The following is a 21,779-nucleotide window of genomic DNA, read 5'->3' as shown; positions in this document are numbered from 1 at the left end:
GGGTGGCCCCGCCGATACACTGTTTTTCCCCCACCCCCCTATAACGAGAAGGCCATGAGACATCTACTTTCCACCCTGGGCGCCGCCCTTGCCCTGTCGCTCGGCGCCCAGGCCGCCTCGGCTCAGCAGGCGCAATCGCCGGCCCCGGTGCCGCGCGATCCGTTCTTCTGGCTGGGCGAGATCAACAAGGCCACCGCCGTCATCAACACGGACGAGGGGTTGTTGGACAAGTCCATGGCGCCGCGCCTGGCCGCCGGTGTGGCCAAGGTGATCAACGATGGCAATCAGCCTGGCGCCAAGCGCCCCGCCAGCGTCATCACCTTCGAGCCGTTGCTGATCAAGGCCGCGGGCGAGGATGTGACGCTGCTGCACGCCGGGCGGTCGAGCCAGGACATGCACGCGACCTACCGCAGCGCGATCCTGCGCGACAAGCTGCTGGAATTGGCCGATCAGTTGAACGCCACGTCCACGTCCCTGGTGGAACTGGCCGCCAGGCATGCGGGCACCATCGTGCCGAACTACACGAATGGCGTGGCCGCGCAGCCGAACAGCTATGGGCATTACCTGCTGGGGCAGGCGGCAGGGCTCGCCCGGGACGCCCAGCGCATCCGCGAGGCCTACGTCCGCATCGACCGTTCTCCGATGGGCACGACGGTGCTCAACGGCACGAGCTGGCCGCTGGACCGCAAACGCATGGCGAAATACCTGGGATTCGAGGCCCTGGTCGACAATGCCTACGACGCCTCGCAGATTTCGTCGATGGACCAGCCCGTCGAAGTGGCGTCCATCGTCACCAGCATTGCGCTGCGCACCGGCAATTTCGTGGAAGACGTGATGACCCAGTATGCGCAGCCGCGCCCCTGGATCCTGCTCGAGGAGGGCGGCGGCAATACCTATGTGTCCAGCGCCATGCCGCAAAAACGCAATCCCGGGTTGCTGAACGACACCCGTAGCGACGCGTCGACCGCCGTCACCCTGGCCATGGGGCCGGTCGTGCAGACGCACAACATCACGCCGGGCATGAGCGATCCCAAGGATGTGAAGCAGAACTCCGCCATGGTGGATGCAGGCATCTCGGCGCTGAAGCGCTGGAACCGGGTGCTCAAGGCCATGGTCATCAGTCCGGAGCGCGCCCTCGAAGAGCTGAACAGCGACTGGACGGCCTCGCAGGAGCTGGCGGACGTGCTGATGCGCAAGTACAAGCTGCCGTTTCGCGACGGGCACCATTTCGCGTCTGAAGTCGTGACCTACGCCAAGGCCAACAACATCAAGCCGCTGGACTTTCCCTACGAGCAGGCGCGCCGCATCTACGCGGATGCCATGAAGGATTCGAAATACGGCGCGGAGCTGCCGATGAGCGAGGCGGAGTTCCGCTCCACCCTGGATCCGGTGGCCATCGTGAAGAACCGCGCCACCAGCGGGGGCCCGCAGCCGGCCGAAATGGACCGCATGATCAAGGAGGCGCGCGCGCAGCTTGCATCGCAGGATGCCTGGATCAAGGCGCGCCGCGCGCACATCCGCGATTCGCTGGCCGAGCTGGACAAGCAATTCGACGCGCTGGTGGCCAGCGCGCCGAAGGAGAAAGGCCAGTAAGAGGGGCGGGGCCGCCGGCCCCAGCCTCAGGCGGCCGAGAAGGGCGGCGCGAAGCGGCGCAGCCGCAGCGCGTTGCTGAGCACGAACACGCTGGACAGGGCCATCGCGCCCGCCGCGAACACCGGCGACAGCAGGCTGCCGTTAACCGGGTATAGCAGGCCGGCCGCGACCGGAATCAGCGCCACGTTGTAGGCGAACGCCCAGAACAGGTTCTGCTTGATGTTGCGCAGAGTGGCCTTGGACAGGGCGATGGCGTTGGGCACGCCGCCCAGGTCGCCCGACATCAGGACGACGTCGGCGGCCTCGATGGCGATGTCCGTGCCGGTGCCGATGGCCAGCCCCACGTCGGCCTCGGCCAGGGCCGGCGCGTCGTTGATGCCGTCGCCCACGTACGCGAGCGCCCCGTATTCCTGCTTCAGCCGCTGCACGGCTTCGACCTTGCCGCCCGGCAGCACCTCGGCGACAACCTCATCGATGCCAAGCTGGCGGGCGATGGCTTCGCCGGTGCGGCGGTTGTCGCCGGTGATCATGGCGACTTTCAGGCCCTGGTTGTGCAGGGCGCGTATGGCGGCGGCCGTCGTTTCCTTGATGGGGTCGGCCACGGCGATCATGGCGGCTAGCCGGCCCTCGATCGCGGCATACAGGGGCGTTTTGCCCTCGTCGCCCAGCCGGGCGGCGTCCGCGCTGAATGCGTTCACGTCCAGGCCCAGTTCGCGCATGTAGCGGTCGGCGCCGATTTCGACCCGGTTGCCGTCCACAATGGCCTTCACGCCGAAGCCCGTGATCGATTCGAACTGCGAGATGGCGCCCAGGGCAATGCCCTGTTCGCGGGCCGCGTCCACGATGGCCTGCGCGATGGGGTGTTCGGACTTGGCTTCGACGGTGGCAACCTTGCCCAGCACGTCGGCCCGCTCGAAGCCCGGCGCCACGATCAGGTCGGTCAGTTCGGGGCGGCCCTTGGTCAGGGTGCCCGTCTTGTCCACGGCCACGACCTTGGCGTCCTTCAGGGATTGCAGCGCTTCGCCCTTGCGGAACAGCACGCCCATCTGCGCGGCGCGGCCCGTGCCCACCATGATGGAGGTCGGCGTAGCCAGGCCCATCGCGCACGGGCAGGCGATGATCAGCACCGCCACGGCGTTGACCAGCGCGAAGGTCAGCGCGGGCTCGGGGCCGAACGCCAGCCAGATGATGAAGGTCAGGACGGCAGCCGCCATGACCGCGGGCACGAACCACATGGTGATGCGGTCGACCAGCGCCTGGATCGGCAGCTTGGAGCCTTGCGCCTGCTCGACCATGCGGATGATCTGCGCCAGCAACGTGTCGTTGCCGACCTTGGTGGCGCGGAACGTCAGCGCGCCGTTCTGGTTGACGGTGCCGCCCACGACTTCGGAACCCGGCGTTTTCTCGACAGGCACGGGCTCGCCGCTGATCATGGATTCGTCGATGAAGCTGCTGCCTTCCACGACCTCGCCGTCCACGGGGATGCGTTCGCCGGGACGGACCTCGATCACGTCGCCCGCGACGACTTCCTCGATGGCGATTTCGGCGGCCGCGCCGTTGCGGACGACGCGGGCCGTCTTGGCCTGCAGGCCGAGCAGGCGCTTGATGGCTTCGGACGTATTGCCCTTGGCGCGGGCCTCCAGATAGCGGCCAAGCAGGATCAGCGCAACGATGACAGCCGCGGCTTCGTAATACACGTTGACGGTGCCGGCGGGAAGCAGGCCCGCGGCGAAGGTGGCGACGACCGAATAGGCATAGGCGGCGGAGGTGCCGACCGCCACCAGGGAGTTCATGTCGGGCGCGCCGCGCAGCAGCGCCGGAACGCCCTTCTGGAAGAAGCGCAGCCCGGGGCCGAACAGCACGATGGTGGACAGCGCGAACTGGAGATACCAGCTGTTCTGCGTGCCGATGGTCTCGGCGATCAGGTGATGAAAGGCCGGCACCATGTGGGCGCCCATTTCCAGGATGAACACGGGCAGCGCGAAGAGCGTGGCGATGGTGAGCGACCGCTTGAGCGCTTTCAGCTCGGCGGCCTGGCGTTCGGCCACGGCGTCGGTGTCGCCGGATTCGCCCGAGAGCACCCGGGCTTCGTAGCCCGCCTTCGCCACCGCCTGGATCAGCGCGCTGGCCGCGACGCCGCCCGCGGCCGTGACGTGGGCGCGTTCGGTGGCGAGGTTGACCGTCGCGCCGCTCACGCCCGGGACGGCCTTCAGGGCTTTTTCGACCCGGCCCACGCATGACGCGCAGGTCATGCCGGTGACCGACAGTTCGATGCCCGTTTCGGGGACGGCATAGCCGGCCTTCTGCACGGCCTGGACCACGGCAGCCACGTCCGGCGCCCCGGCGAAAGTGATGTCGGCGCGCTCGGTGGCCAGGTTGACGCTGGCCTTGTCGACGCCCGGTACGGCTTTCAGCGCCTTTTCGACGCGGCCGACGCACGAGGCGCAGGTCATGCCTTCGATGGGCAGGCTGATCGCGATGCTGTCTGCTGGGCTGGAACTCATTGCCGCTCCTTGAAAACTGGGAATTTCCGACTGATGGATCCCACTATAAAGATTCCAATGATGGCAAGGTCAAGCGGCCGGCTGGCCCGGCCGCTTTTATGGGGTCAGATCATGGATTTGCCGCTGCGCTTCGCGGCGCGGATGTCGCGCCACAGGGTCACGCAGAGCAGCGCCAGGATGAAGGCGGAGATGGCCGGCCAGACCAGGAAATACAACGTTAACCACATATCGGTCTCCTTGTTCGCGTGGATGGGTCAGCCTTTGGCGGGCTGGGCGATGGGGCGCGGAGCGGCCGCCTGGGCCTGCGCTTCCTGTTCCCGGTGGAACGAGGTCACGCGGTCGGCCAGGAGGGCGAAATCGAACCGCCGGGTGTTGCGCAGGCTCAGGCCGGTGCATACCGCCGCGCTGACGCCGTAGGCGGTCAGGGAGCCCAACAGGACGATGTATTCGCGCAGAGTTCCCACGAAGATGGGCAGCATGACGGCCATGCCCGCCGCCCCTACGGCGATCGCCGCCTTGCGGCCGAAGAAGCCGAACGTCATGAGACCCAGGACGACGCCGCCGCCGATGGCCGCGCAGATCTCGAAGAAGACCGCGACGATGCCTTCGATGGGGATCAGTTCGAACCGCACGACGGCGAACAGCGCGACGGCGCTGAGCACGGAGCAGACGAAGGCGCGGTTGTCGACGCGGTCCCAGTAGAAGCTGGCGATCACGGGGAAGACGATGGCGCCCCACAGCGCGCCGACGAAGACCAGCATGACCAGGATGTCCAGCCGCAGGCTGGCGAAGATGACGCCGACCATTGTGGCGATGATCATGGTGGCGCGGCCCCACCAGAGCATGCGTTGCGGATTCGGGCGGCCGCGCGACAGGTTCTTGGCGTAGATGTCGGTCATGACGATGGAGGACAGGGCCGCCAGATCGGAGTCCGCGGTGGAGGACAGCGAGCCGACCACCAGCAGGAAGAACAGCGCGATGCCGAAGGGCGGCAGATAGGTCGACGCCATCTGCGGAATGATGTTGTTCATGTCGCCGTTGGCCGGTTCGAGCCCCACGAACAGGGCCAGCAGGCCCAGCATGCCCAGGCCGATCACCACCGCGCCGTATCCGACCGTCGCGGTCAGGAAGGTGGGCTTGATCAGGTCTTCGCGGACGGCGAACAGGCGCTGCGCGATCGTCTGGTTGCCGATGGCGTAGGCGAGCACCGCGACGAAGTAGGGGGCGCCCTGTTCCAGGATCGCCTTGGTGGAATAGAAGTCGGCCTGCTCGGCGTTCAGGCGCCACATGTTGGCCTGCAGCACGTCAGGGCCGCCGGCGTTGAAGAAGATGAGCGGGATGATGATGACCGCGGCGATGATCATGGCGGCGAGCTGCGCGAAATCGGTCATCACCGACGTGCGGAAACCCGACCACAGCGTGTACGACAACACGCCCAGGCCGGCGATGAGCACGCCCTGGATGAACGTCAGCGGGCTCAGGATCGAGACCAGCGCGCCGGCGGCGGTGAAGTTCACCATGAGGCTGATACAGCTGCCGACGATGTTGGACACGGCCATGATCATCTGGCTGGACGTGCCGTGCCGCGCATGGATGACCTCGGCCAGCGTATGGGCCTTGGGCGCAAGCTGGCGGAACCGCTTGCCGAAGGGATAGATGAAGAGAATCATCAGCGCGCCCCAGAAGCCGTAGTGCAAGGGGCCGGACAGCCCGTACTTGTAACCCGAGGTGGCGCTGGCGTAGAACGATGCGGCCCAGATCCAGGTGGCGATCATGCTGGCTGTGGACAGGCCGAAGCCGACCGCGTTGTTCGACACCATGTAGCCGTCGACGTTCTCGTTCTTTTCGCCGATGAACAGCGACATGAGGAACGTCGCGCCGTAGAAGCCCGCGAGTAGCAGGATGGCGGTGGTCGCCGATAGCTGGAAGAATTCTGTCTCTTGCATCGTCTTCGTCCTTTCTCCTTGGCAGCGTTTTCATGATTGACAGTCATGGCTGCATGAAGGCCGTTTCCGCGGGATGCGATGGGCGGCAAACCCCGATGACGTAGCCGAAACACCAGACGAGCGCGCCCTGGCAGGCGCGATCGCGAGCCTGCCCGGCGAGGAGGCGGTAAGCGGCTCCCTCGGCCGGACAGCGACAATGCACACCGTATAGGTGTCTTGCTGCCGCATTGCGCCGAACGCTTTTTTTCTTTAGACGTTGCTCAATGCGGTGAGCGATGGCCCTGCCTGGTAGGCAGGAAAATTTGTTCCGCAGCCGGTAGGGCTGGGTTGTGGTGTTTCGGCGTTACACGCCGGGCCGCTGTGCGCGGCCTTGTGACGGATGCCCCCGGGTGACGTACGTCGGCTGGCGGGCATGCGTGGTGAACTACAGCAAGCACGGAGTATAGGGCCATACCCGCCTCGAGTCCAGCCTGCGGCCGGCGCGCTGGCGGGTATTGCGATTCCCATTGGCTGGCATCGCGACACTTAATTGGCCGCCGTTGCCGCGCTTCGATAAGGTATCGGGCTTTGACGGCCACGCGGCGGCGTCCGCGCCGCGCGGCCATCCGCAAGACGAAGGCGAACCATGACAGACCGCGTATTCATCAATGCCGTCGGGGCCGACGGCAATCCCCAAACCCTGGCCGTCCGCGACGGCCGCATCCTCGCGGTCGGGAACGCACCGCCGTCTTCCGGCGTGGAGGTAATCGACCTGCGCGGCCACCTGGTGCTGCCGGGCTTCGTGGACGGCCATATCCATCTGGACAAGAGCTTCGTCGGCGACCGCTGGCATCCGCACCGCCCGGCGGCCACGTTGCGGGAACGGCTGGCCATCGAGAAGCGCGAGCTGGCCGACGCGCCGCCGATCGAAGGCCGCGCCGACGCGCTCATCGCGCAGGCCGCGGCCTGCGGCACCGTGGCGATGCGCAGTCATGTTGACGTGGACGCCACCACGGGGCTGGCGAACCTGCACGCCGTTATGGCGGCGCGGGAGAAGTGGCGCGGCATCGTCGATATCGAACTCGTGGCGTTTCCCCAGGCCGGCGTGATGTCCTGTCCGGGCACCGCGCAACTACTGGAAGCGGCCGTGCGCGATGGCGCGGAGGTGGTGGGCGGGATCGATCCCGCCACGCTCGATGGTGATGCCGACGGGCAGCTCGATTGCGTATTCGGCATTGCCGACCGGCTGGGCGCCAAGATCGACATCCATTTGCACGAACCCGGTATGCCGGGCGTCGAGCAGCTAGGCCGCATCGCCGCGCGCACCAAGACCCTGGGCCTGGCGGGACGCGTCGCCGTCAGCCACGCCTATGCGCTGGGCGACGTCGGGCCGCAGGCGCTGGACGACGTGGCGCGCAAGCTCGCCGACGCCGGCGTGGCGATCATGACGAACGCGCCGGGCGACCGGGCCTTCCCGCCGGTGCTGCGCCTGCGCGAGGCGGGCGTGCGGGTGTTCGCCGGCAATGACAATATCCAGGACACCTGGTGGCCCTACGGCAACGGCGACATGCTGCAGCGCGCGATGCTGATCGGCTACCGCTCGGGCTTCTACACCGACACCGAACTGCTGGCGGCGCTGGACCTGGCGTCCCACGCGGGGGCGGCGGTGCTGGGGCTAGAAGGCTATGGGCTGCAGGCGGGCAACGAGGCCACTTTCGTGGCGCTGCCCGCGCCCAACGGACCTGCCGCCGTCGCCGCGGCGCCCGCGCAGCGCTTCCTGTTCCGCAAGGGAGAGCCGGTGGGCGAGGCGCCCGGGTTCTTCGCCGGGGCCGTCAAGCAGCCGGCGGCGTGACCTTGCCGGCGCGCAGTTCGCAATAGGCCTCCAGCGCGCGCCGCAAGGCCAGGCCTGCGTCGCTGAGCCGCGAGCGCGCATAGAGTGCCAGGCGCAGGCCGCCGGGGGCGGGAAAGCCCTCTTCGGCCGTCAGCACGCGGTGCTCCGCGGTAACGCAGACGGCCGGCAACAGGCTGATGCCCAGCCCCGACGCGACTGCCGAGACCAGGCTGGGCAGACTGGGGCTGGAGAAGCGCACGTGCCACGGCTTTCCGCCTGTTTCCAGCATGGCGGTCATTTCGTGGCGGTACAGCGCGCCCGCGGGAAAGGCGACCAGCGGCACGGCCGTGTCGGGCGCGGGCGGCGGGGAATCCACAGCTGTGATCCAGCACAGAGGCTCGGGCCATTGCGCATGGCAGTCCGCGTCGACCTCCCATTGCTTCACGAGAAGCAGGTCCAGCTCGCCTTCGCGGTAGCTGCGCAGCAGTTCGTGGCTGAGGCCGCCCTCGACCTCCACGCGCAGTAGCGGGTAGGCCGACTGCACGGATGCGATCGTGGGCATCATCGTGGCGCCCATGAACTCCTCGGGCGCGCCCAGTCGCAGCACCGCGCTCGCCTGCGCGGCCGCGACGCTTTCGCGCGCTTCCTCGGCCAGTCGGAGAATGCTGCGGGCATATCCGAGCAGGCGCTCGCCTTCCTCAGTGGGCAGTACGTGGCGCTGAGTCCGGTCCAGCAGCCGGCAGTCCAGGCTTTCTTCCAGGCGGATCACGTGCTGGCTGACGGTGGATTGCGTCAGGTGCAGGTACTCGGCCGCCCGGGTGAAATTGCCCGTGTCCACAACCGTGACGAAGCTGCGCAGCAGGACCGGATCAAGCATTGCAACTCCCACTGAATTTCATTAAGCCAATTAATTTCATAATACCGCGCCGCATCGCCATACTAGGACCCGTGCCCGGGACGGTTCGGAGACGCTTTATCAAGGGAGATTTCGATATGCCTATTTTTGGCGCATGCCGCATCTGGCTGGCGGCGTTTCTGCTGAGCGTGGGGGGCGGAGCTGCCGCCGCCGGGCCGGATGCGGCGCTGCTTGCGGCGGCGGGCGACGGCGACGCGAGCAGCGTCAAGTCGCTGCTGCGGCAAGGGGCCGCGCTGGAGACGCGCGACGGCGGCGGCAATACGCCGCTGCTGCGCGCAACCCAGGGCAACCACGTGGAGGCCGCGCGCGCCCTGATCGATGCGGGCGCCGACGTCAACGCGAAGAATGCGATCCATGACAGCGCCTACCTGCTTGCGGGCGCTCGCGGCTACCGCGAGATCCTGGCGATGACGCTGGCGCACGGCGCGGATCTGAAAAGCACCAACCGCTATGGCGGCACGGCCCTGATTCCCGCCTGCGAGCGCGGGCACGTCGAAGTCGTCGACATGCTGATCCTGGCCGGCGTGGATCCGGACCATGTGAATAACCTGGGGTGGACGGGACTGCTGGAGGCCGTGATCCTGGGTGATGGCGGCACGCGCCATCAGGCGATCGTGAAGCGGCTTATCGAGGCCGGCGCCGACGTCAACCTGGCGGACGGCAAGGGCGTGACCCCGTTGAAACATGCGCGCGAACGCGGCCAGGCCGAGGTCGCGCGCTTGCTGGAAGCCGTTGGGGCGAAGGGCTGAAGCGGTTTAGAACCCTTCGCGCGGAACGTGCACGCGGCCTTCCATCAGGATGCGCGCGCTGCGGCTCATGATGGCCTTGGTGACTTTCCATTCGCCGTCCACGAGCTTGGCCTCGGCACCGACGCGCAGGGTGCCCGACGGATGGCCGAAGCACACGTTGTCGCGCTCGTTGCCGCCCGCGGCCAGGTTCACCAGCGTGCCGGGCACGGCCGCGGCGGTGGCGATGGCCACGGACGCGGTGCCCATCATGGCGTGGTGCAGCTTGCCCATGGACAGCGCGCGCACCAGCACGTCGATGTCGCCGGCGCCGATCTTCTTGCCGCTGGACGACACGTATTCCTTGGGGCGGGCGACGAAGGCGACCTTGGGCGTGTGCTGGCGGCTGGCGGCGTCTTCGAGCTTGCCGATCAGGCCCATGCGCAGCGCGCCGTGGGCGCGGATGGTTTCGAAGCGCGCGAGCGCGGCGGCATCGCCGTTGATGTCGTCCTGCAGTTCCGCGCCGGTGTAGCCCAGGGCTTCGGCATCCAGGAAGATGGTGGGAATGCCGGAGTTGATCATGGTGGCCTTGAACGTGCCGACGCCGGGCACTTCCAGGTCGTCCACCAGGTTGCCGGTGGGGAACATGGAGCCGCCGTCGCCGTCTTCGGCCGGGTCCATGAATTCCAGGCGCAGCTCGGCGGCGGGGAAGGTCACGCCGTCCAGTTCGAAGTCGCCGGTTTCCTGCACGGCGCCATCGGTGACGGGCACGTGGGCGATGATGGTCTTGCCAATGTTGGCCTGCCAGATGCGCACGACGGCGATGCCGTTTTGCGGCACGCGGGCCGGGTCGACCAGGCCGTTGGCGATGGCGAACGGCCCCACGGCGGCCGACAGGTTGCCGCAGTTGCCGCTCCAGTCGACGAAGGGCTGGTCGATGGAGACCTGGCCGAACAGGTAGTCCACGTCGTGGTCCGGGCGGCTGCTCTTGCCGACGATGACGGTCTTGCTGGTGCTGGACGTGGCGGCGCCCATGCCGTCGATCTGTTTGCCGTAGGGGTCCGGGCTGCCGATCACGCGCAGCAGCAGCGCGTCGCGCGCCGCGCCCGCGACGCGCGCGGACTCGGGCAGGTCGTCCAGCTTGAAGAACACGCCTTTGCTGGTGCCGCCGCGCATATAGGTGGCGGCAATCTTGGTCTGGGGAGCATGAGCCATGGGGCAGTCCTGATGTCTCGGTGTAGGGGAGGGCGAGCGCTTGGGGCGCCCGCCCTGAGGATGGCGGGTCAGCCGGCCTTCTTGTCGGCGCCGGCCGCGGATTCGGCTTCCAGGAAATCCTGCGCGAAGCGCTGCAGCACGCCGCCGGCCTCGTAGATCGACACTTCCTCGGCCGTATCCAGGCGGCAGGTCACCGGCACTTGCACGGTCTGGCCGTCGCGGCGGTGGACCACCAGAGTCAGGTCGGCGCGCGGCTTGCGTTCGCCGATGACGTCGTAGCTTTCGGTGCCGTCCAGGCCCAGCGTCTTGCGGTTGACGCCGGGCTTGAACTCCAGCGGCAGCACGCCCATGCCGATCAGGTTGGTGCGGTGGATGCGTTCGAAGCCTTCGGCCACGATGGCTTCCACGCCGGCCAGCCGCACGCCCTTGGCTGCCCAGTCGCGCGACGAGCCCTGGCCGTAGTCGGCGCCGGCCACGATGATGAGTGGCTGCTTGCGGGTCATGTAGGTTTCGATGGCTTCCCACATGCGCATGACCTGGCCCTCGGGCTCCACGCGCGCCAGCGAGCCCTGCTTCACCGTGCCGTCGTCGTTCTTCACCATCTCGTTGAAGAGCTTCGGATTGGCGAAGGTGGCGCGCTGCGCGGTGAGGTGGTCGCCGCGGTGGGTGGCGTAGGAGTTGAAGTCCTCTTCGGGCAGTCCCATCTTGTGCAGATATTCACCCGCGGCGCTGTCCATCAGGATGGCGTTCGACGGCGAGAGGTGGTCGGTCGTGATGTTGTCGCCCAGCACGGCCAGGGGCAGCATGCCGCGCAGGGTGCGCTCGCCGGCCAGCGCGCCTTCCCAGTACGGCGGGCGGCGGATGTAGGTGCTCATCGCGCGCCAGTCGTACAGCGGGCTGACCGCGGCGCGGCGTTCGTCCTGGATGCCGAACATGGGCGCGTAGACCTTGCGGAACTGTTCGGGCTTGACGGCGGACTTGACCATGGCGTCGATTTCTTCGTCGCTGGGCCAGATGTCCTTCAGGCGGATGTCGCGGCCATCGGCGTCCTGCCCCAGCACGTCGCGCTCGATGTCGAAGCGGATGGTGCCGGCGATGGCGTAGGCCACGACCAGGGGCGGCGAGGCCAGGAACGCCTGCTTGGCGTAGGGGTGGATGCGGCCGTCGAAGTTGCGGTTGCCGGACAGCACGGCGGTGGCGTAGAGGTCGCGGTCGATGATTTCCTGCTGGATCTTCGGGTCCAGCGCGCCCGACATGCCGTTGCAGGTGGTACAGGCGAAGGCCACGACGCCGAAGCCCAGTTTTTCCAGGTCTTCGGTCAGGCCGGCCTCGTCGAGGTACAGCGAGACCGCCTTGGAGCCGGGCGCCAGCGAGCTCTTCACCCAGGGCTTGCGCGTCAGGCCCGCGCGGTTGGCGTTGCGCGCCAGCAGGCCGGCGGCGATGACGTTGCGCGGGTTGCTGGTGTTGGTGCAGCTGGTGATGGCCGCGATGATCACGGCGCCGTCGGGCATCTGACCAGGATTGTTTTCCACCACGCCGGAATATGCGGGCCCCCCCGCTGCGCCTTCGGCTTGCTGCCCCCCGAGGGGGCTGTTTTCCCTTGGGGCGGCCCGGCGGGAAAACCCGCGCTCGGCCAGATCGCTGACCGGCAGGCGGCGGTGCGGGTTAGACGGGCCGGCCAGCGTGCGCACCACGCTGGACAGGTCGAAGCGCAGCACGCGCTCGTACTCGGCGTTCTTGAGGCTGTCGGACCACAGGCCCGCGGTCTTGGCGTAGGTTTCCACCAGGGCGATCTGCTCGTCTTCACGGCCGGTCAGGCGCAGATAGTCGATGGTCTGCTGGTCGATGGAGAACATCGCGGCCGTGGCGCCGTATTCGGGCGCCATGTTCGAGATGGTGGCGCGGTCGCCCAGCGTCAGGCTGGAGGCGCCTTCGCCGTAGAACTCCAGATAGGCGCCCACCACCTTTTCCTTGCGCAGGAACTCGGTCAGCGTCAGCACGATGTCGGTGGCGGTGATGCCGGGCTGGGCGCGGCCGGTGAGTTCCACGCCGACGATGTCGGGCAGGCGCATCCAGGACGCGCGGCCCAGCATGACGTTCTCGGCCTCGAGGCCGCCCACGCCGATGGCGATCACGCCCAGCGCGTCGACGTGCGGCGTGTGGCTGTCGGTGCCGACCAGCGTGTCGGGGAAGGCGACGCCGTCCTGCGTGTAGATGACGGGCGACATGCGCTCCAGGTTGATCTGGTGCATGATGCCGTTGCCCGGCGGCACGACCTCGATGTTGCGGAAGGCCTGCTTGGTCCAGTCGATGAAATGGAAGCGGTCTTCGTTGCGGCGGTCTTCCACGGCGCGGTTCTTGGCGAAGGCGTCGGGATCGTCGCCGCCGTATTCCACGGCCAGGGAGTGGTCGACGATCAACTGCACCGGCACGACCGGGTTGACCTTGGCGGGGTCGCCGCCTTTCTCGGCGATGGCGTCGCGCAGGCCGGCCAGGTCGACAAGCGCGGTCTGGCCCAGGATGTCGTGGCAGACCACGCGCGCCGGAAACCAGGGGAAGTCCAGGTCGCGGCGCCGTTCGATCAATTGCTTCAGCGCGTCCGTCAGCAGCGCCGGATCGCAGCGGCGCACCAGATTTTCGGCCAGCACGCGGGAGGTGTAGGGCAGGCGGTCATAGGCCCCGGGCGAGATCGCCTCGACGGCGGCGCGGGTGTCGAAGTAGTCCAGGCGGGTGCCGGGCAGGGGCTTGCGGTAGTTTTGGTTCATGCCTCGGTGCGCTGCAGGTTGCCCTGCGCGATCTGCTGTTCGATGTTGAGACGGGATGCGCGGATGTGGCGGCGCATCAGGATTTCAGCCAACTCGCCATCGCGGTCGGCGATAGCGTCAAGAATGCGGTGGTGTTCGGCATAGGCCTGCCGGGGGCGGTTGGGCGTCGTCGAATACTGGATGCGGTACATGCGCGCCAGCTGGTAGAGCTCGTCGCACAGCATGCGGAACAGCATCTGGTTGCCGCTGCCCTTGACGATACGGTAGTGGAAATCGTAGTCGCCTTCCTGCTGGTAGTAACCGAGCCCGGCCTGGAAGGCTTCGTCGCGCTCGTGCGCCTCGAGTACGCCGCGTAACTCCGCGATTTCGGCGGGCGGCATGCGTTCGGCGGCCAGGCGGCAGGCCATGCCTTCCAGCGATTCGCGGATTTCGTAGAGTTCGGAGAGTTCCTGGCGCGACAGCGACACCACGCGGGCCCCGGCGTGCGGCACGCGGACCAGCAGCCGCTGGCCTTCCAGCCGGTGCAGGGCCTCGCGCAGCGGCCCGCGGCTGACGCCATGGATGCGCGCCAGCTCGGGTTCGGAAATCTTGCTGCCGGGGGCGATCTCGCCCTTGACGATGGCGGACTGGATCTTGCGGAAGATGTGTTCCGCAAGCGTCTCGCTATCGCCTGGGGCAGCGCCCGGCAGCGTCAGCACTTTGCTCATTGTGTCGACAATTTTCCGTTTTCAATGGGGAAAAATTCGGAAGAAGGCGCGACTTTGCGTCAGATTGTCAACAATTTACCCCGAGGAGTCGGGTGGATGCAAGGGGCCGGCCGCCCCGCGTGCGGGCCGGCCGGCGCGGCGCCTAGCGCTGGTGATGCACCTCCTGCAGGCCGTAGACCTGCACGGGCAACCCCACCTGGCGCGCCTTCAGCTGCAGGGACAGGTATTGCGAGTAGTGCCGCGACTGGTGCAGGTTGCCGCCGTGGAACCACAGCGCTTCCTGCTGGGTGGGTTTCCACATGTTGCGCTGCTCGCCCTCCCAGGGGCCGGGGTCCTTGGTGGTGTCCGAACCGAGGCCCCAGCATTTGCCGACCTTGTCCGCGACCTCCCGGCTGATCAGGTCCGCGGCCCAGCCGTTCATCGAGCCGTAGCCGGTCGCGTAGACCACCAGGTCGGCGGGCAGGTGGACGCCGGATTTCAGGACGACGGCGTCGCGGGTCAGGTGGCTGACGTCGGTGCGGGACTGCAGCTTGATGCTGCCGTCGATGATCAGGTCGCAGGCGCCCACGTCGATGTAGTAGCCGGAGCCGCGCCGCAGGTACTTCATGAAGAGGCCGGAACCGTCGTCGCCCCAGTCCAGCATGAAGCCGGCGGCCTCGAGCTTGGCGTAGAAGCCGGCGTCGCGCTCGCGCATCTGGTCATACAGCGGGATCTGGAACTGCGCCATGATCTTGTAGGGCAGCGAGGCGAAGGTCAGGTCGGCCTTGCGGGTGGTCATGCCGTTTGCCAGCGCCTGCTCGGAATACAGGCCGCCCAGGCCGATATCCATCAGCGTGTCGGAGCGCACGATGTGCGTGGAGGAGCGTTGCACCATGGTGACGTTGGCGCCGGCTTCCCAGAGCGCCGCGCAGATGTCGTGCGCGGAGTTGTTGGCGCCGATGACGACCACGTTCTTGCCGCTGTAGGCGTCGGGGCCGGGATGGCGCGACGAATGGTGCTGTTCGCCCTGGAACTCATCCTGGCCGGGGAAGCTGGGGATGTTGGGCTTGCCGGACATGCCGGTGGCCAGCACCAGTTGCTTGGGCCGCAGCACCACCGGCTTGCCTTCGCGCAGCACGGTGACTTCCCATTCGCCCCGTTGTTCGTCGTAGCGCGCCGATTGGCAGACGCTGGACGTCCAGTAGTTGAGCTCCATGATCTTGGTGTACATCTCCAGCCAGTCGCCGATCTTGTCCTTGGGCGCGAAGATGGGCCAGTTCTCGGGGAAGGGGATGTAGGGCAGGTGGTCGTACCAGACCGGGTCGTGCAGGCACAGCGACTTGTAGCGCTTTCTCCAGCTGTCGCCGGCCCGCTCGTTCTTTTCAATGATGATGGCAGGCACGTCCAGCTGGCGCAGGCGCGCGGCCAGCGCGATGCCGCCCTGGCCGCCGCCGATGATGAGCACGTAGGGCTGCGTCTGGTAGCCGAGTTCGGCGGCCTCCTGCTCGCGCTTTTCGAGCCAGCTCTGGCGGGTCCGGCTGCTGCCGTGCTCGGCGCCCTTGGGGCGGCGCACGCCGCTGGGCTCCTCGTGCCCCTTGAGTTCGGACATGGTGGTCAGCAGGGTCCAGATCCTGCCGTCCTTCACGCGGATGTGGCCGTAGCCGCGGGCGGTATTGGTTTCGATCTCGATCCAGCCCTGTAGCAGTCCGGCCTCGTCGGAGACGGTTTCGCGGGCGTCCCGGCCGAAGCGCACGGGCTCCACCTGCGCCAGCTGGTGCTCCAGCATGTCGCGGATCTGGCCGTGCCCTTCCAGGGTGCGCAGGTTCCAGGTGAACAGCACCAGGTCGCGCCAGTAGCATTCCTCCTGGAACAGCCTGGCGACGGCATCGATGTCCTTGTTGCCCAGCGCGGCGTTCAGGCGGGCAAGCACGGCGTCCAGGGCGGCGTCGGCATGATCGGTCTGCATATCTTGTCTCCTTGCCCGTTGCGGGCGGTCGTTGTCGTGGCGGGCCTGGGGCCCGGCGACGGCCCCGGCCTGTGCCGGCCGGTGGACGTCGACAACGATCAAGCAATCGCCGTGCCACCCCGGCGGGCGTCTGGCGCGCCAGGGGGATGACGAAAGCGCAGGCCCGGAACCGTGGCGGCCTGCCACAGCTGTGGCGCGCGCGGTGTGGCAGCGCCCGGACGCGGCCTCAGGAGCGCGAGGAAAGACCGTAGCGCCGCATCTGGCGATGGACGGTGGAGCGGTCGACGCCGAGGCGCCGCGCGGCTTCGGACACGTTGCCGGCGCAACGCGCCAGCGTGGCGCGCAGGGCGGCTTCCCCGGGGCTGGCGGCCGCGGCGACCGTCGCGAGCGCGTCGGGCAGGTCGCCAGGTTCGATGACGCCGTTTTCGCACAGCGCGGCGGCCACCGCAATGGCGTTGGCGAGTTCCCGGATGTTGCCGGGCCAGGCGTGTGCCCTCAGCGCCATCAGGGCAGCGGGCGCCAGCACCGGGGCGCCCGCCTCGTCCTGGTGGCGCGCCAGCAGGCGGGCGATCAGCCAGTCCAGATCCTCGCGTTCGCGCAGCGGCGGCACGGTCAGCGTGGCGGCATTGACGCGGTAATAGAGGTCTTCGCGGAAACGTCCCTCGCGCACCAGGGCCGCCAGGTCGCGATGCGAAGCCGAGACGAGGCTGAGGCGCACGGCGCGCGGGGCGTTGGCGCCGATGGGCGTGACCTCGGATTCGGCCAGGACGCGCAGCAGGCGGCTTTGCAGTGTCAGCGGCATGTCGCCGATCTCGTCCAGGAACAGGGTGCCGCCGTCGGATTCCTCGATCAGGCCTTTGCGGCCTTTGACCGCCGCGCCCGTGTAGGCGCCGGGCAGGTAGCCGAACAGCTCGCTTTCGATCAGCGATTCGGGGATCGCCGCGCAGTTCACCGCGACGAAGCGGCCCGGGCGCTGGCTGCTGTCGTGGAGGGCGCGCGCCAGGTATTCCTTGCCTACCCCCGTTTCACCCTGCAGCAGGATCGGCAGGCGCTGCCTGGCGAGCTTGGCGGCGCGCGCCAGCATGGCGGCCATCGCCGTGTCGCCGCCGTCCAGGCCGCGCAAGGCGGACGGCGCCCCGCGCACCGCGACGGCGGCGACACGGGAATGCCGGTTGGGCTCGATGGCGTGCGCGAACAGGGCGTTGCCGTCGCGCGCGATGATCAGCCGCTGCTGCGGCGCGTGGGCACGGGTGTAGCGGGGCAGGTCGTCCAGCTGCACGTCGAAGAAACGGGTGACAGGTTGGCCGATCAGCGTGGCGGGGTTGCGCCAATCCAGGCCCGCGGCGCGCGCCAGCAGCTTGGCGCCCGTGTGCGTCATGCCCAGGATGCGGCCGGATCCGTCGAGCGAGATGGCGGCCTCGGGATCCACGTCCAGGAACTCCGGCGAACGCGCGAAGCGCAGCACCCATTCGTTGCTGGTGCGCGCCATCAGGTTGGCCATTTCGATGCGCCGCGTGGTGCTGGTGACGAGGTGCAGCGCCAGGTTCTGGCTGGCCTTGAGAATGGGGGAACTGAGCAGCGAGATGTCCAGCACGGCCGCCAGTTCGCCATCGGCGCTGTAGATGGGCGCCGCGGTGCAGGACAGCGGCGTGTGGGTGTTGTCGAAGTGGTCGGTCTGGTGGATGGTGAGCGCTTCGCCGCTTTCCAGGCAGGCGCCCACGGCGCAGGTGCCGGCGCGCCGTTCCGACCATTCCGATCCCAGGTAGAGCCCCGCCTTGCGCAGCCTGGCGGTCTGCTGGGCGTCGCCCAGGAATTCCACGGTGACGCCTTGCCTGTCGGCCAGCAGCAGCACGTAGTTCTGCCCCGCGACGTGGCGGAACAGGTTGTCCAGGCCGGACCGCGCGATGGCGATCAGCGATTCGGATTGCTGCCGGTGCTCTCGCAGGCGGCCGTCCGGCACGATGTACGCCTCGCAGGCATGCGCGGGATCCAGCCGGTACTGGTCCAGGCAGCGCAGCCAGCTGCTCACCACGTGCGCGTCGCGCTGGGTGGGGCGGCCCAGGCCGACCTGTTCGATCTCGCGGATATGGGCGGAGTGCAGAGAATTCGGCATATCGTCTCCATGGTGCGCCCGATCTACGCCGGATCATCGGGCAGCATGCACAGAGGACGGCACGCCTGTAAATGCTGGTTATCCAGCAGTACGGGCGAGGGGTTACAGGTCGACCTTTACCTTGCCGGCCTGGACCAGCCCCGCCACGTCGCGTATTTCGGCCAGCAGCGCCTGCTGCAGCTGAGCGGGCGTGCCGCCCGTGGGCTGGAAGCCCTGTTCGGCCAGCTTGGCGCGGACCGTCTCGGTCTGCAGCGCGCGGTTGATGCCCTGGTTCAGCACTGCGATCGCCGTTTCCGGAGTGCCGGCGGCGCAGTACGTGCCGAACTGGATCTGCGCGGAGAAGCCGGGATAGCCGCTTTCGGCCACTGTGGGGATGTCCGGGTACTTGGGCAGGCGTTCGGGGCTGGTCACGGCCAGCACGCGCAGGCGCCCGCCCTGCAGATAGGGCTCCACCGCCGCCACGGTGGCGACCACCACCTGGATCTGCCCGCCCAGCAGGTCCGTCATCATCGGGCCGGTGCCTCGATACGGCACGTGCAGCAGCTCGACGCCGCAAGCCATCTGGAGCAGTTCGGTCGCCAGGTGCTGGGGCGTGGCGTTGCCGGGGGTGCCGAAGGTCAGCCCCTTGGGTTCGCGCCTGGCCTGGGCGACGAGCTCGCCCAGGGTCTTGGCCGGCACGCCGGCGTTGACCGCAACCATGTAGGGCGAACGCGCGATCGGGCAGACGGGAGCCAGCTGCTTCAGCACGTCTTCGGGCGGCCGGGCGTAGTAGCGCACCGAAGGCACCAGGCCCGCGAACAGCAGCACGCTGCCGTCCTTGGCGCCGTTGGCGGTGTAGTCGGCGCCCAGCATGCCGCTGGCGCCGGGCTTGTTCTCGACGACGACCGGACGTTCAAGCGCGCTTTCCAGCGTCGCCGCGATGACCCGGCCCAGTACGTCCGTGCCGCCGCCCGGGGGGAAGGGCACGATGACGCGCAAGGGCGCTTCGCGCGCGCCGGCCGCGCGGCCCAGCGTGGCGCCGGCCGGTGCGATGGCCAGGGCCGCCAGGTTCTTCAGGAGGGTTCTGCGATTCATGTTGTATGTCTCCGTTTCCACGCTGCGCGGGCGCGCCGGCGGCCGTCTCTATCTAGATAAGGGACGATCCGCCGGACGCCGGCAAAAAAAATCCGTGCAGGGCCGATGCCACGACCGCGGGTTCCTCCACCGGCAGCATATGCCGCTGGCCAGGCACCACGCGCGCCTCGCCGCGGGGCAGGGCCGCCGCCAGGTCGCGCGTCATGCGCGGGGTCGATCCCACGTCCTCTGCGCCCGTCATCACCAGCGCCGGGCACGCGATGCCGGGCGCCGCCTGCGCCAGGACCGGATCGCCCAGCGCGAACACGCGGTAGGCGGCCAGGAAGTGGGGCCGGTTGTTGCGCAACAGGCGCTGCCCGATGCAGGCGACCCGCTCCGGGCGCCGCGCCTGGAAGGCGGGCGTGAACCAGCGCTTGAGCGATATCTCGGCGGCTGCCGCGGGGTCCTGCGTCGCGGCGGCATCCAGGCGCGCCAGCACGGCGCGCGCTTCGTCCGCGCTGCGCTGGAATACCGTGCTGAGCAGCGCCAGCCGGACGACCCGCTGCGGCCGGGCGGCGGCATAGGCCCCCGCGATCAGGCCGCCCATGGAATAGCCCAGTACGTTGGCGCTCTGCCAGCCGGCCCGATCCAGTTCGGCGTCGAGTTGCGCGATGAAATCGGCCACGGTTACGGTTCCGTCGATGCCGGGGGCGCCGCCGTGGCCGAGCAGGTCATAGCGCAGCACATCGAAATGCGGCTCCAGCAGCGGCGCCAGGTCGTCCCACAGCGTGTGGTCGAGGCCGACGCCATGCAACAGCACCAGCGGCTCGCCGCGGCCTGAACGGCGGGAGTGCGCGCTCATTTCGCCTGGGCCTCGCGCTCGAGTTCCTGCATGTCGGAATAGCGGTTGCCGATGCGGTGGTGCGGGCGTCCGGAAGTGGCGGCGCCCAGCGCGACCACGATCTCGTCCGGCGCCGGAGCGTCGTTGATGGTCGTCTGCACGGTGAGATAGTGCGAACGCAGGCCTTCGTCATGCTTGTGCATCAAGGGCACCGAAATCACGCAGCCCGGTCCGCCGCGCATGTTGGTGAAGCTCAGGTAGCTGGTGCCGCCGACGGCGTTGCGGTAGGCGTTGCCGAAGCGCAGCGTGTGGATCAGCGCGGAGGCATGCTCGACTTCGCCGGCGGTGCCGACCACCGCCGCCTTGCCGTACGCTTCGATCTGGTCCGCGGATCCCGCCTGGCGCAGGATCTCCTCGACCAGCAGCGCGCCCAGCGGCGGCGCGGCTTCGAGGATCTGCGGACGCAGGTCTTCCTGGAAAGGCAGCCCGGCCCACGGATTGCGGATCACGGCGGCGGCCACGATCATCACCAGCGGGCGCTCGGCCGCGCGGCCTCCTTCGATCAGGGTTTTCTCGACATAACTGACTATTTTTCGCACTTGCAGTGACATACCGCGGCTCCACGACCTGTTGGATGAAAGACGAGGCCATTGTTGGGGGCGCGGCTGGATTTTGACAATCCAAATTAACGTAAGTTAATTTCGGAAAATCCGAATTCATTGCCTATCCGCCATGCCGCCGCCCCTGAAGATCCAGCACCTGCGCCAGTTCCTGCTCGCGGCCGATCACGGCAGCTTCCGCCTGGCGGCCGAAGGCACGTTCCGTTCCCAGGCCGCCGTCTCGGCGGCCATGCAGGACCTGGAGCAGCAGCTGGGCGCGCCGCTCTTCGAACCGGGCAAGCGGGCGCAGCTCACGCCGCTGGGCGTTGCCGTGGCGCCGCTGTTGCGCGAGTTGCTGTCCACGCACGACCGGGTGCTGGACGCGGCGCGCCAGCTTGGCCTGGGCAGCCAGGGGGCGGTGTCGCTGGCGGTCATGCCGTCGCTCGCCGATGAATGGCTGCCACGGTTGCTGGAGCGCTATGCGCGCAGCCATCCCGCGATCCGCATCCGCGCCATCGACGAGTCGTCGCAGGACGTGCACCGGCTGGTGCTGAGCGGCGAAGTACAGGTGGGCGTGGCGGGGCAGGTGCCGCGGACGGAAGAGGTCGCGTTCGCGCCGGTGGCGCGCGACGCCTTCGGCCTGGTCTGCCGCAAGAGCCATCCGCTGGCGCGGCGGCGCGGCCCGGTGCCGTGGTCGGCGCTGGCCGGCGAACGCCTGATCGGCAACGCTACGTTCGACACGCTGCGGAACCGGCAATTGGGCGGCGCGATCGAGGATCCCTTCATGGTGGTGTCCAACCGCGCTTCGCTGCTGGCCAGCGTGGTGAGCGGGTTGGGCGTGACCGTGCTGCCGGTACTGGCGCGGCCGGCGGCCGCCACCGGCCTGGCTTTCGTGCCCTTGGCCGAGCCAACCGTGGAGCGCATCGTCGGCGTCCTGACCCGCAAGGAGGAAACGCTGCTGCCTTCGGTGGCCGCCATGCATGCGCTGGCCTTGCGGTCGCTGGTCCAGTTCACGCGGCGCAAGGGCGCAGAACTGGTGTAACGGCG

At 68.2% G+C, this 21,779-nt stretch carries 16 protein-coding genes; 4 read left to right on the top strand and 12 right to left on the bottom strand.

Annotated elements, in window-relative coordinates; all coding sequences use genetic code 11:
- Positions 1-54 precede the first annotated feature (54 nt).
- The gene (locus AGI3411_RS08220; protein ID WP_129526888.1) at positions 55-1,593 is read left to right on the top strand and encodes an argininosuccinate lyase; all 1,539 of its coding nucleotides are present in this window, start codon (positions 55-57) and stop codon (positions 1,591-1,593) included.
- Positions 1,594-1,619: 26 nt separating this feature from the next.
- On the opposite strand, the gene AGI3411_RS08215 is transcribed toward AGI3411_RS08220, so the two are convergent.
- The 3 genes from AGI3411_RS08215 to AGI3411_RS08210 form a co-directional block, all read right to left on the bottom strand.
- Positions 1,620-4,097 (bottom strand): heavy metal translocating P-type ATPase, encoded by a 2,478-nt coding sequence (locus tag AGI3411_RS08215; protein ID WP_129526887.1) that lies wholly within the window; start codon positions 4,095-4,097, stop codon positions 1,620-1,622.
- A 104-nt stretch (positions 4,098-4,201) separates the two neighbouring features.
- Positions 4,202-4,324 carry a putative transporter small subunit gene (locus tag AGI3411_RS30345; RefSeq protein ID WP_244240286.1) on the bottom strand — a complete coding sequence of 41 codons (123 nt, stop codon included), beginning with the start codon at positions 4,322-4,324 and terminating at the stop codon, positions 4,202-4,204.
- 27 nt (positions 4,325-4,351) lie between these two features.
- Positions 4,352-6,043 (bottom strand): sodium:solute symporter family protein, encoded by a 1,692-nt coding sequence (locus tag AGI3411_RS08210; RefSeq protein ID WP_129526886.1) that lies wholly within the window; start codon positions 6,041-6,043, stop codon positions 4,352-4,354.
- A gap of 625 nt (positions 6,044-6,668) precedes the next feature.
- On the opposite strand from AGI3411_RS08210, the gene AGI3411_RS08205 reads away from it, so the two are divergent.
- Entirely contained in the window at positions 6,669-7,874 is a 1,206-nt protein-coding gene (locus AGI3411_RS08205; RefSeq protein WP_129526885.1) for an amidohydrolase family protein, read from the top strand.
- Here the strand turns inward: AGI3411_RS08205 and AGI3411_RS08200 are convergent.
- Positions 7,855-8,730, bottom strand: coding sequence for a LysR family transcriptional regulator (locus tag AGI3411_RS08200; protein ID WP_129526884.1), 876 nt, complete (start codon positions 8,728-8,730; stop codon positions 7,855-7,857). The genes AGI3411_RS08205 and AGI3411_RS08200 overlap by 20 nt on opposite strands.
- 116 nt (positions 8,731-8,846) lie before the next feature.
- On the opposite strand from AGI3411_RS08200, the gene AGI3411_RS08195 reads away from it, so the two are divergent.
- On the top strand, positions 8,847-9,518 hold the full coding sequence (locus tag AGI3411_RS08195) for an ankyrin repeat domain-containing protein (RefSeq protein ID WP_129526883.1): 672 nt from the start codon (positions 8,847-8,849) through the stop codon (positions 9,516-9,518).
- 6 nt (positions 9,519-9,524) lie between these two features.
- Here the strand turns inward: AGI3411_RS08195 and prpF are convergent, their stop codons facing one another.
- The 8 genes from prpF to AGI3411_RS08155 form a co-directional block, all read right to left on the bottom strand.
- A complete protein-coding gene (prpF, locus tag AGI3411_RS08190) occupies positions 9,525-10,709 on the bottom strand; it encodes a 2-methylaconitate cis-trans isomerase PrpF (RefSeq protein WP_129526882.1) in 1,185 nt (394 codons plus the stop codon).
- 68 nt (positions 10,710-10,777) lie between these two features.
- On the bottom strand, positions 10,778-13,474 hold the full coding sequence (acnD, locus tag AGI3411_RS08185; protein ID WP_129526881.1) for a Fe/S-dependent 2-methylisocitrate dehydratase AcnD: 2,697 nt from the start codon (positions 13,472-13,474) through the stop codon (positions 10,778-10,780).
- Positions 13,471-14,181 (bottom strand): GntR family transcriptional regulator, encoded by a 711-nt coding sequence (locus AGI3411_RS08180; protein WP_129526880.1) that lies wholly within the window; start codon positions 14,179-14,181, stop codon positions 13,471-13,473. Before AGI3411_RS08180 ends, acnD begins: the two co-directional genes overlap by 4 nt.
- Before the next feature lie 142 nt (positions 14,182-14,323).
- Positions 14,324-16,126 (bottom strand): NAD(P)/FAD-dependent oxidoreductase, encoded by a 1,803-nt coding sequence (locus AGI3411_RS08175; RefSeq protein WP_129526879.1) that lies wholly within the window; start codon positions 16,124-16,126, stop codon positions 14,324-14,326.
- 226 nt (positions 16,127-16,352) lie between these two features.
- Complete coding sequence (locus AGI3411_RS08170; RefSeq protein WP_129526878.1) at positions 16,353-18,239, bottom strand: sigma-54-dependent Fis family transcriptional regulator; 1,887 nt, start codon at positions 18,237-18,239, stop codon at positions 16,353-16,355.
- 102 nt (positions 18,240-18,341) lie between these two features.
- On the bottom strand, positions 18,342-19,313 hold the full coding sequence (locus AGI3411_RS08165) for a Bug family tripartite tricarboxylate transporter substrate binding protein (RefSeq protein ID WP_129526877.1): 972 nt from the start codon (positions 19,311-19,313) through the stop codon (positions 18,342-18,344).
- Positions 19,314-19,365: 52 nt separating this feature from the next.
- On the bottom strand, positions 19,366-20,154 hold the full coding sequence (locus AGI3411_RS08160; protein ID WP_129526876.1) for an alpha/beta fold hydrolase: 789 nt from the start codon (positions 20,152-20,154) through the stop codon (positions 19,366-19,368).
- The gene (locus AGI3411_RS08155) at positions 20,151-20,744 is read right to left on the bottom strand and encodes an amino acid synthesis family protein (protein ID WP_129526875.1); all 594 of its coding nucleotides are present in this window, start codon (positions 20,742-20,744) and stop codon (positions 20,151-20,153) included. The genes AGI3411_RS08160 and AGI3411_RS08155 overlap by 4 nt, the downstream gene beginning before the upstream one ends.
- A gap of 121 nt (positions 20,745-20,865) precedes the next feature.
- Between AGI3411_RS08155 and AGI3411_RS08150 the strand changes: the two genes are divergently transcribed.
- Positions 20,866-21,774 (top strand): LysR family transcriptional regulator, encoded by a 909-nt coding sequence (locus AGI3411_RS08150; RefSeq protein WP_129526874.1) that lies wholly within the window; start codon positions 20,866-20,868, stop codon positions 21,772-21,774.
- Positions 21,775-21,779 lie beyond the last annotated feature (5 nt).

The sequence above is a fragment of the Achromobacter agilis genome (genome assembly GCF_900496965.1).
Classification (GTDB): Bacteria; Pseudomonadota; Gammaproteobacteria; order Burkholderiales; family Burkholderiaceae_B; genus Achromobacter; species Achromobacter agilis.
Note: the sequence above shows the minus strand (reverse complement) of the source record. Positions and strands in the feature narration are given on the sequence as shown.

What these genes read in the sequence shown, in the direction of transcription:
- AGI3411_RS08220 (WP_129526888.1), top strand. Translation starts at nt 55, where the DNA reads ATGAGACATCTACTTTCCACCCTGGGCGCCGCCCTTGCCCTGTCGCTC.
- AGI3411_RS08215 (WP_129526887.1), bottom strand. Translation starts at nt 4,097, where the DNA reads ATGAGTTCCAGCCCAGCAGACAGCATCGCGATCAGCCTGCCCATCGAA.
- AGI3411_RS30345 (WP_244240286.1), bottom strand. Translation starts at nt 4,324, where the DNA reads ATGTGGTTAACGTTGTATTTCCTGGTCTGGCCGGCCATCTCCGCCTTC.
- AGI3411_RS08210 (WP_129526886.1), bottom strand. Translation starts at nt 6,043, where the DNA reads ATGCAAGAGACAGAATTCTTCCAGCTATCGGCGACCACCGCCATCCTG.
- AGI3411_RS08205 (WP_129526885.1), top strand. Translation starts at nt 6,669, where the DNA reads ATGACAGACCGCGTATTCATCAATGCCGTCGGGGCCGACGGCAATCCC.
- AGI3411_RS08200 (WP_129526884.1), bottom strand. Translation starts at nt 8,730, where the DNA reads ATGCTTGATCCGGTCCTGCTGCGCAGCTTCGTCACGGTTGTGGACACG.
- AGI3411_RS08195 (WP_129526883.1), top strand. Translation starts at nt 8,847, where the DNA reads ATGCCTATTTTTGGCGCATGCCGCATCTGGCTGGCGGCGTTTCTGCTG.
- prpF (WP_129526882.1), bottom strand. Translation starts at nt 10,709, where the DNA reads ATGGCTCATGCTCCCCAGACCAAGATTGCCGCCACCTATATGCGCGGC.
- acnD (WP_129526881.1), bottom strand. Translation starts at nt 13,474, where the DNA reads ATGAACCAAAACTACCGCAAGCCCCTGCCCGGCACCCGCCTGGACTAC.
- AGI3411_RS08180 (WP_129526880.1), bottom strand. Translation starts at nt 14,181, where the DNA reads ATGAGCAAAGTGCTGACGCTGCCGGGCGCTGCCCCAGGCGATAGCGAG.
- AGI3411_RS08175 (WP_129526879.1), bottom strand. Translation starts at nt 16,126, where the DNA reads ATGCAGACCGATCATGCCGACGCCGCCCTGGACGCCGTGCTTGCCCGC.
- AGI3411_RS08170 (WP_129526878.1), bottom strand. Translation starts at nt 18,239, where the DNA reads ATGCCGAATTCTCTGCACTCCGCCCATATCCGCGAGATCGAACAGGTC.
- AGI3411_RS08165 (WP_129526877.1), bottom strand. Translation starts at nt 19,313, where the DNA reads ATGAATCGCAGAACCCTCCTGAAGAACCTGGCGGCCCTGGCCATCGCA.
- AGI3411_RS08160 (WP_129526876.1), bottom strand. Translation starts at nt 20,154, where the DNA reads ATGAGCGCGCACTCCCGCCGTTCAGGCCGCGGCGAGCCGCTGGTGCTG.
- AGI3411_RS08155 (WP_129526875.1), bottom strand. Translation starts at nt 20,744, where the DNA reads ATGTCACTGCAAGTGCGAAAAATAGTCAGTTATGTCGAGAAAACCCTG.
- AGI3411_RS08150 (WP_129526874.1), top strand. Translation starts at nt 20,866, where the DNA reads ATGCCGCCGCCCCTGAAGATCCAGCACCTGCGCCAGTTCCTGCTCGCG.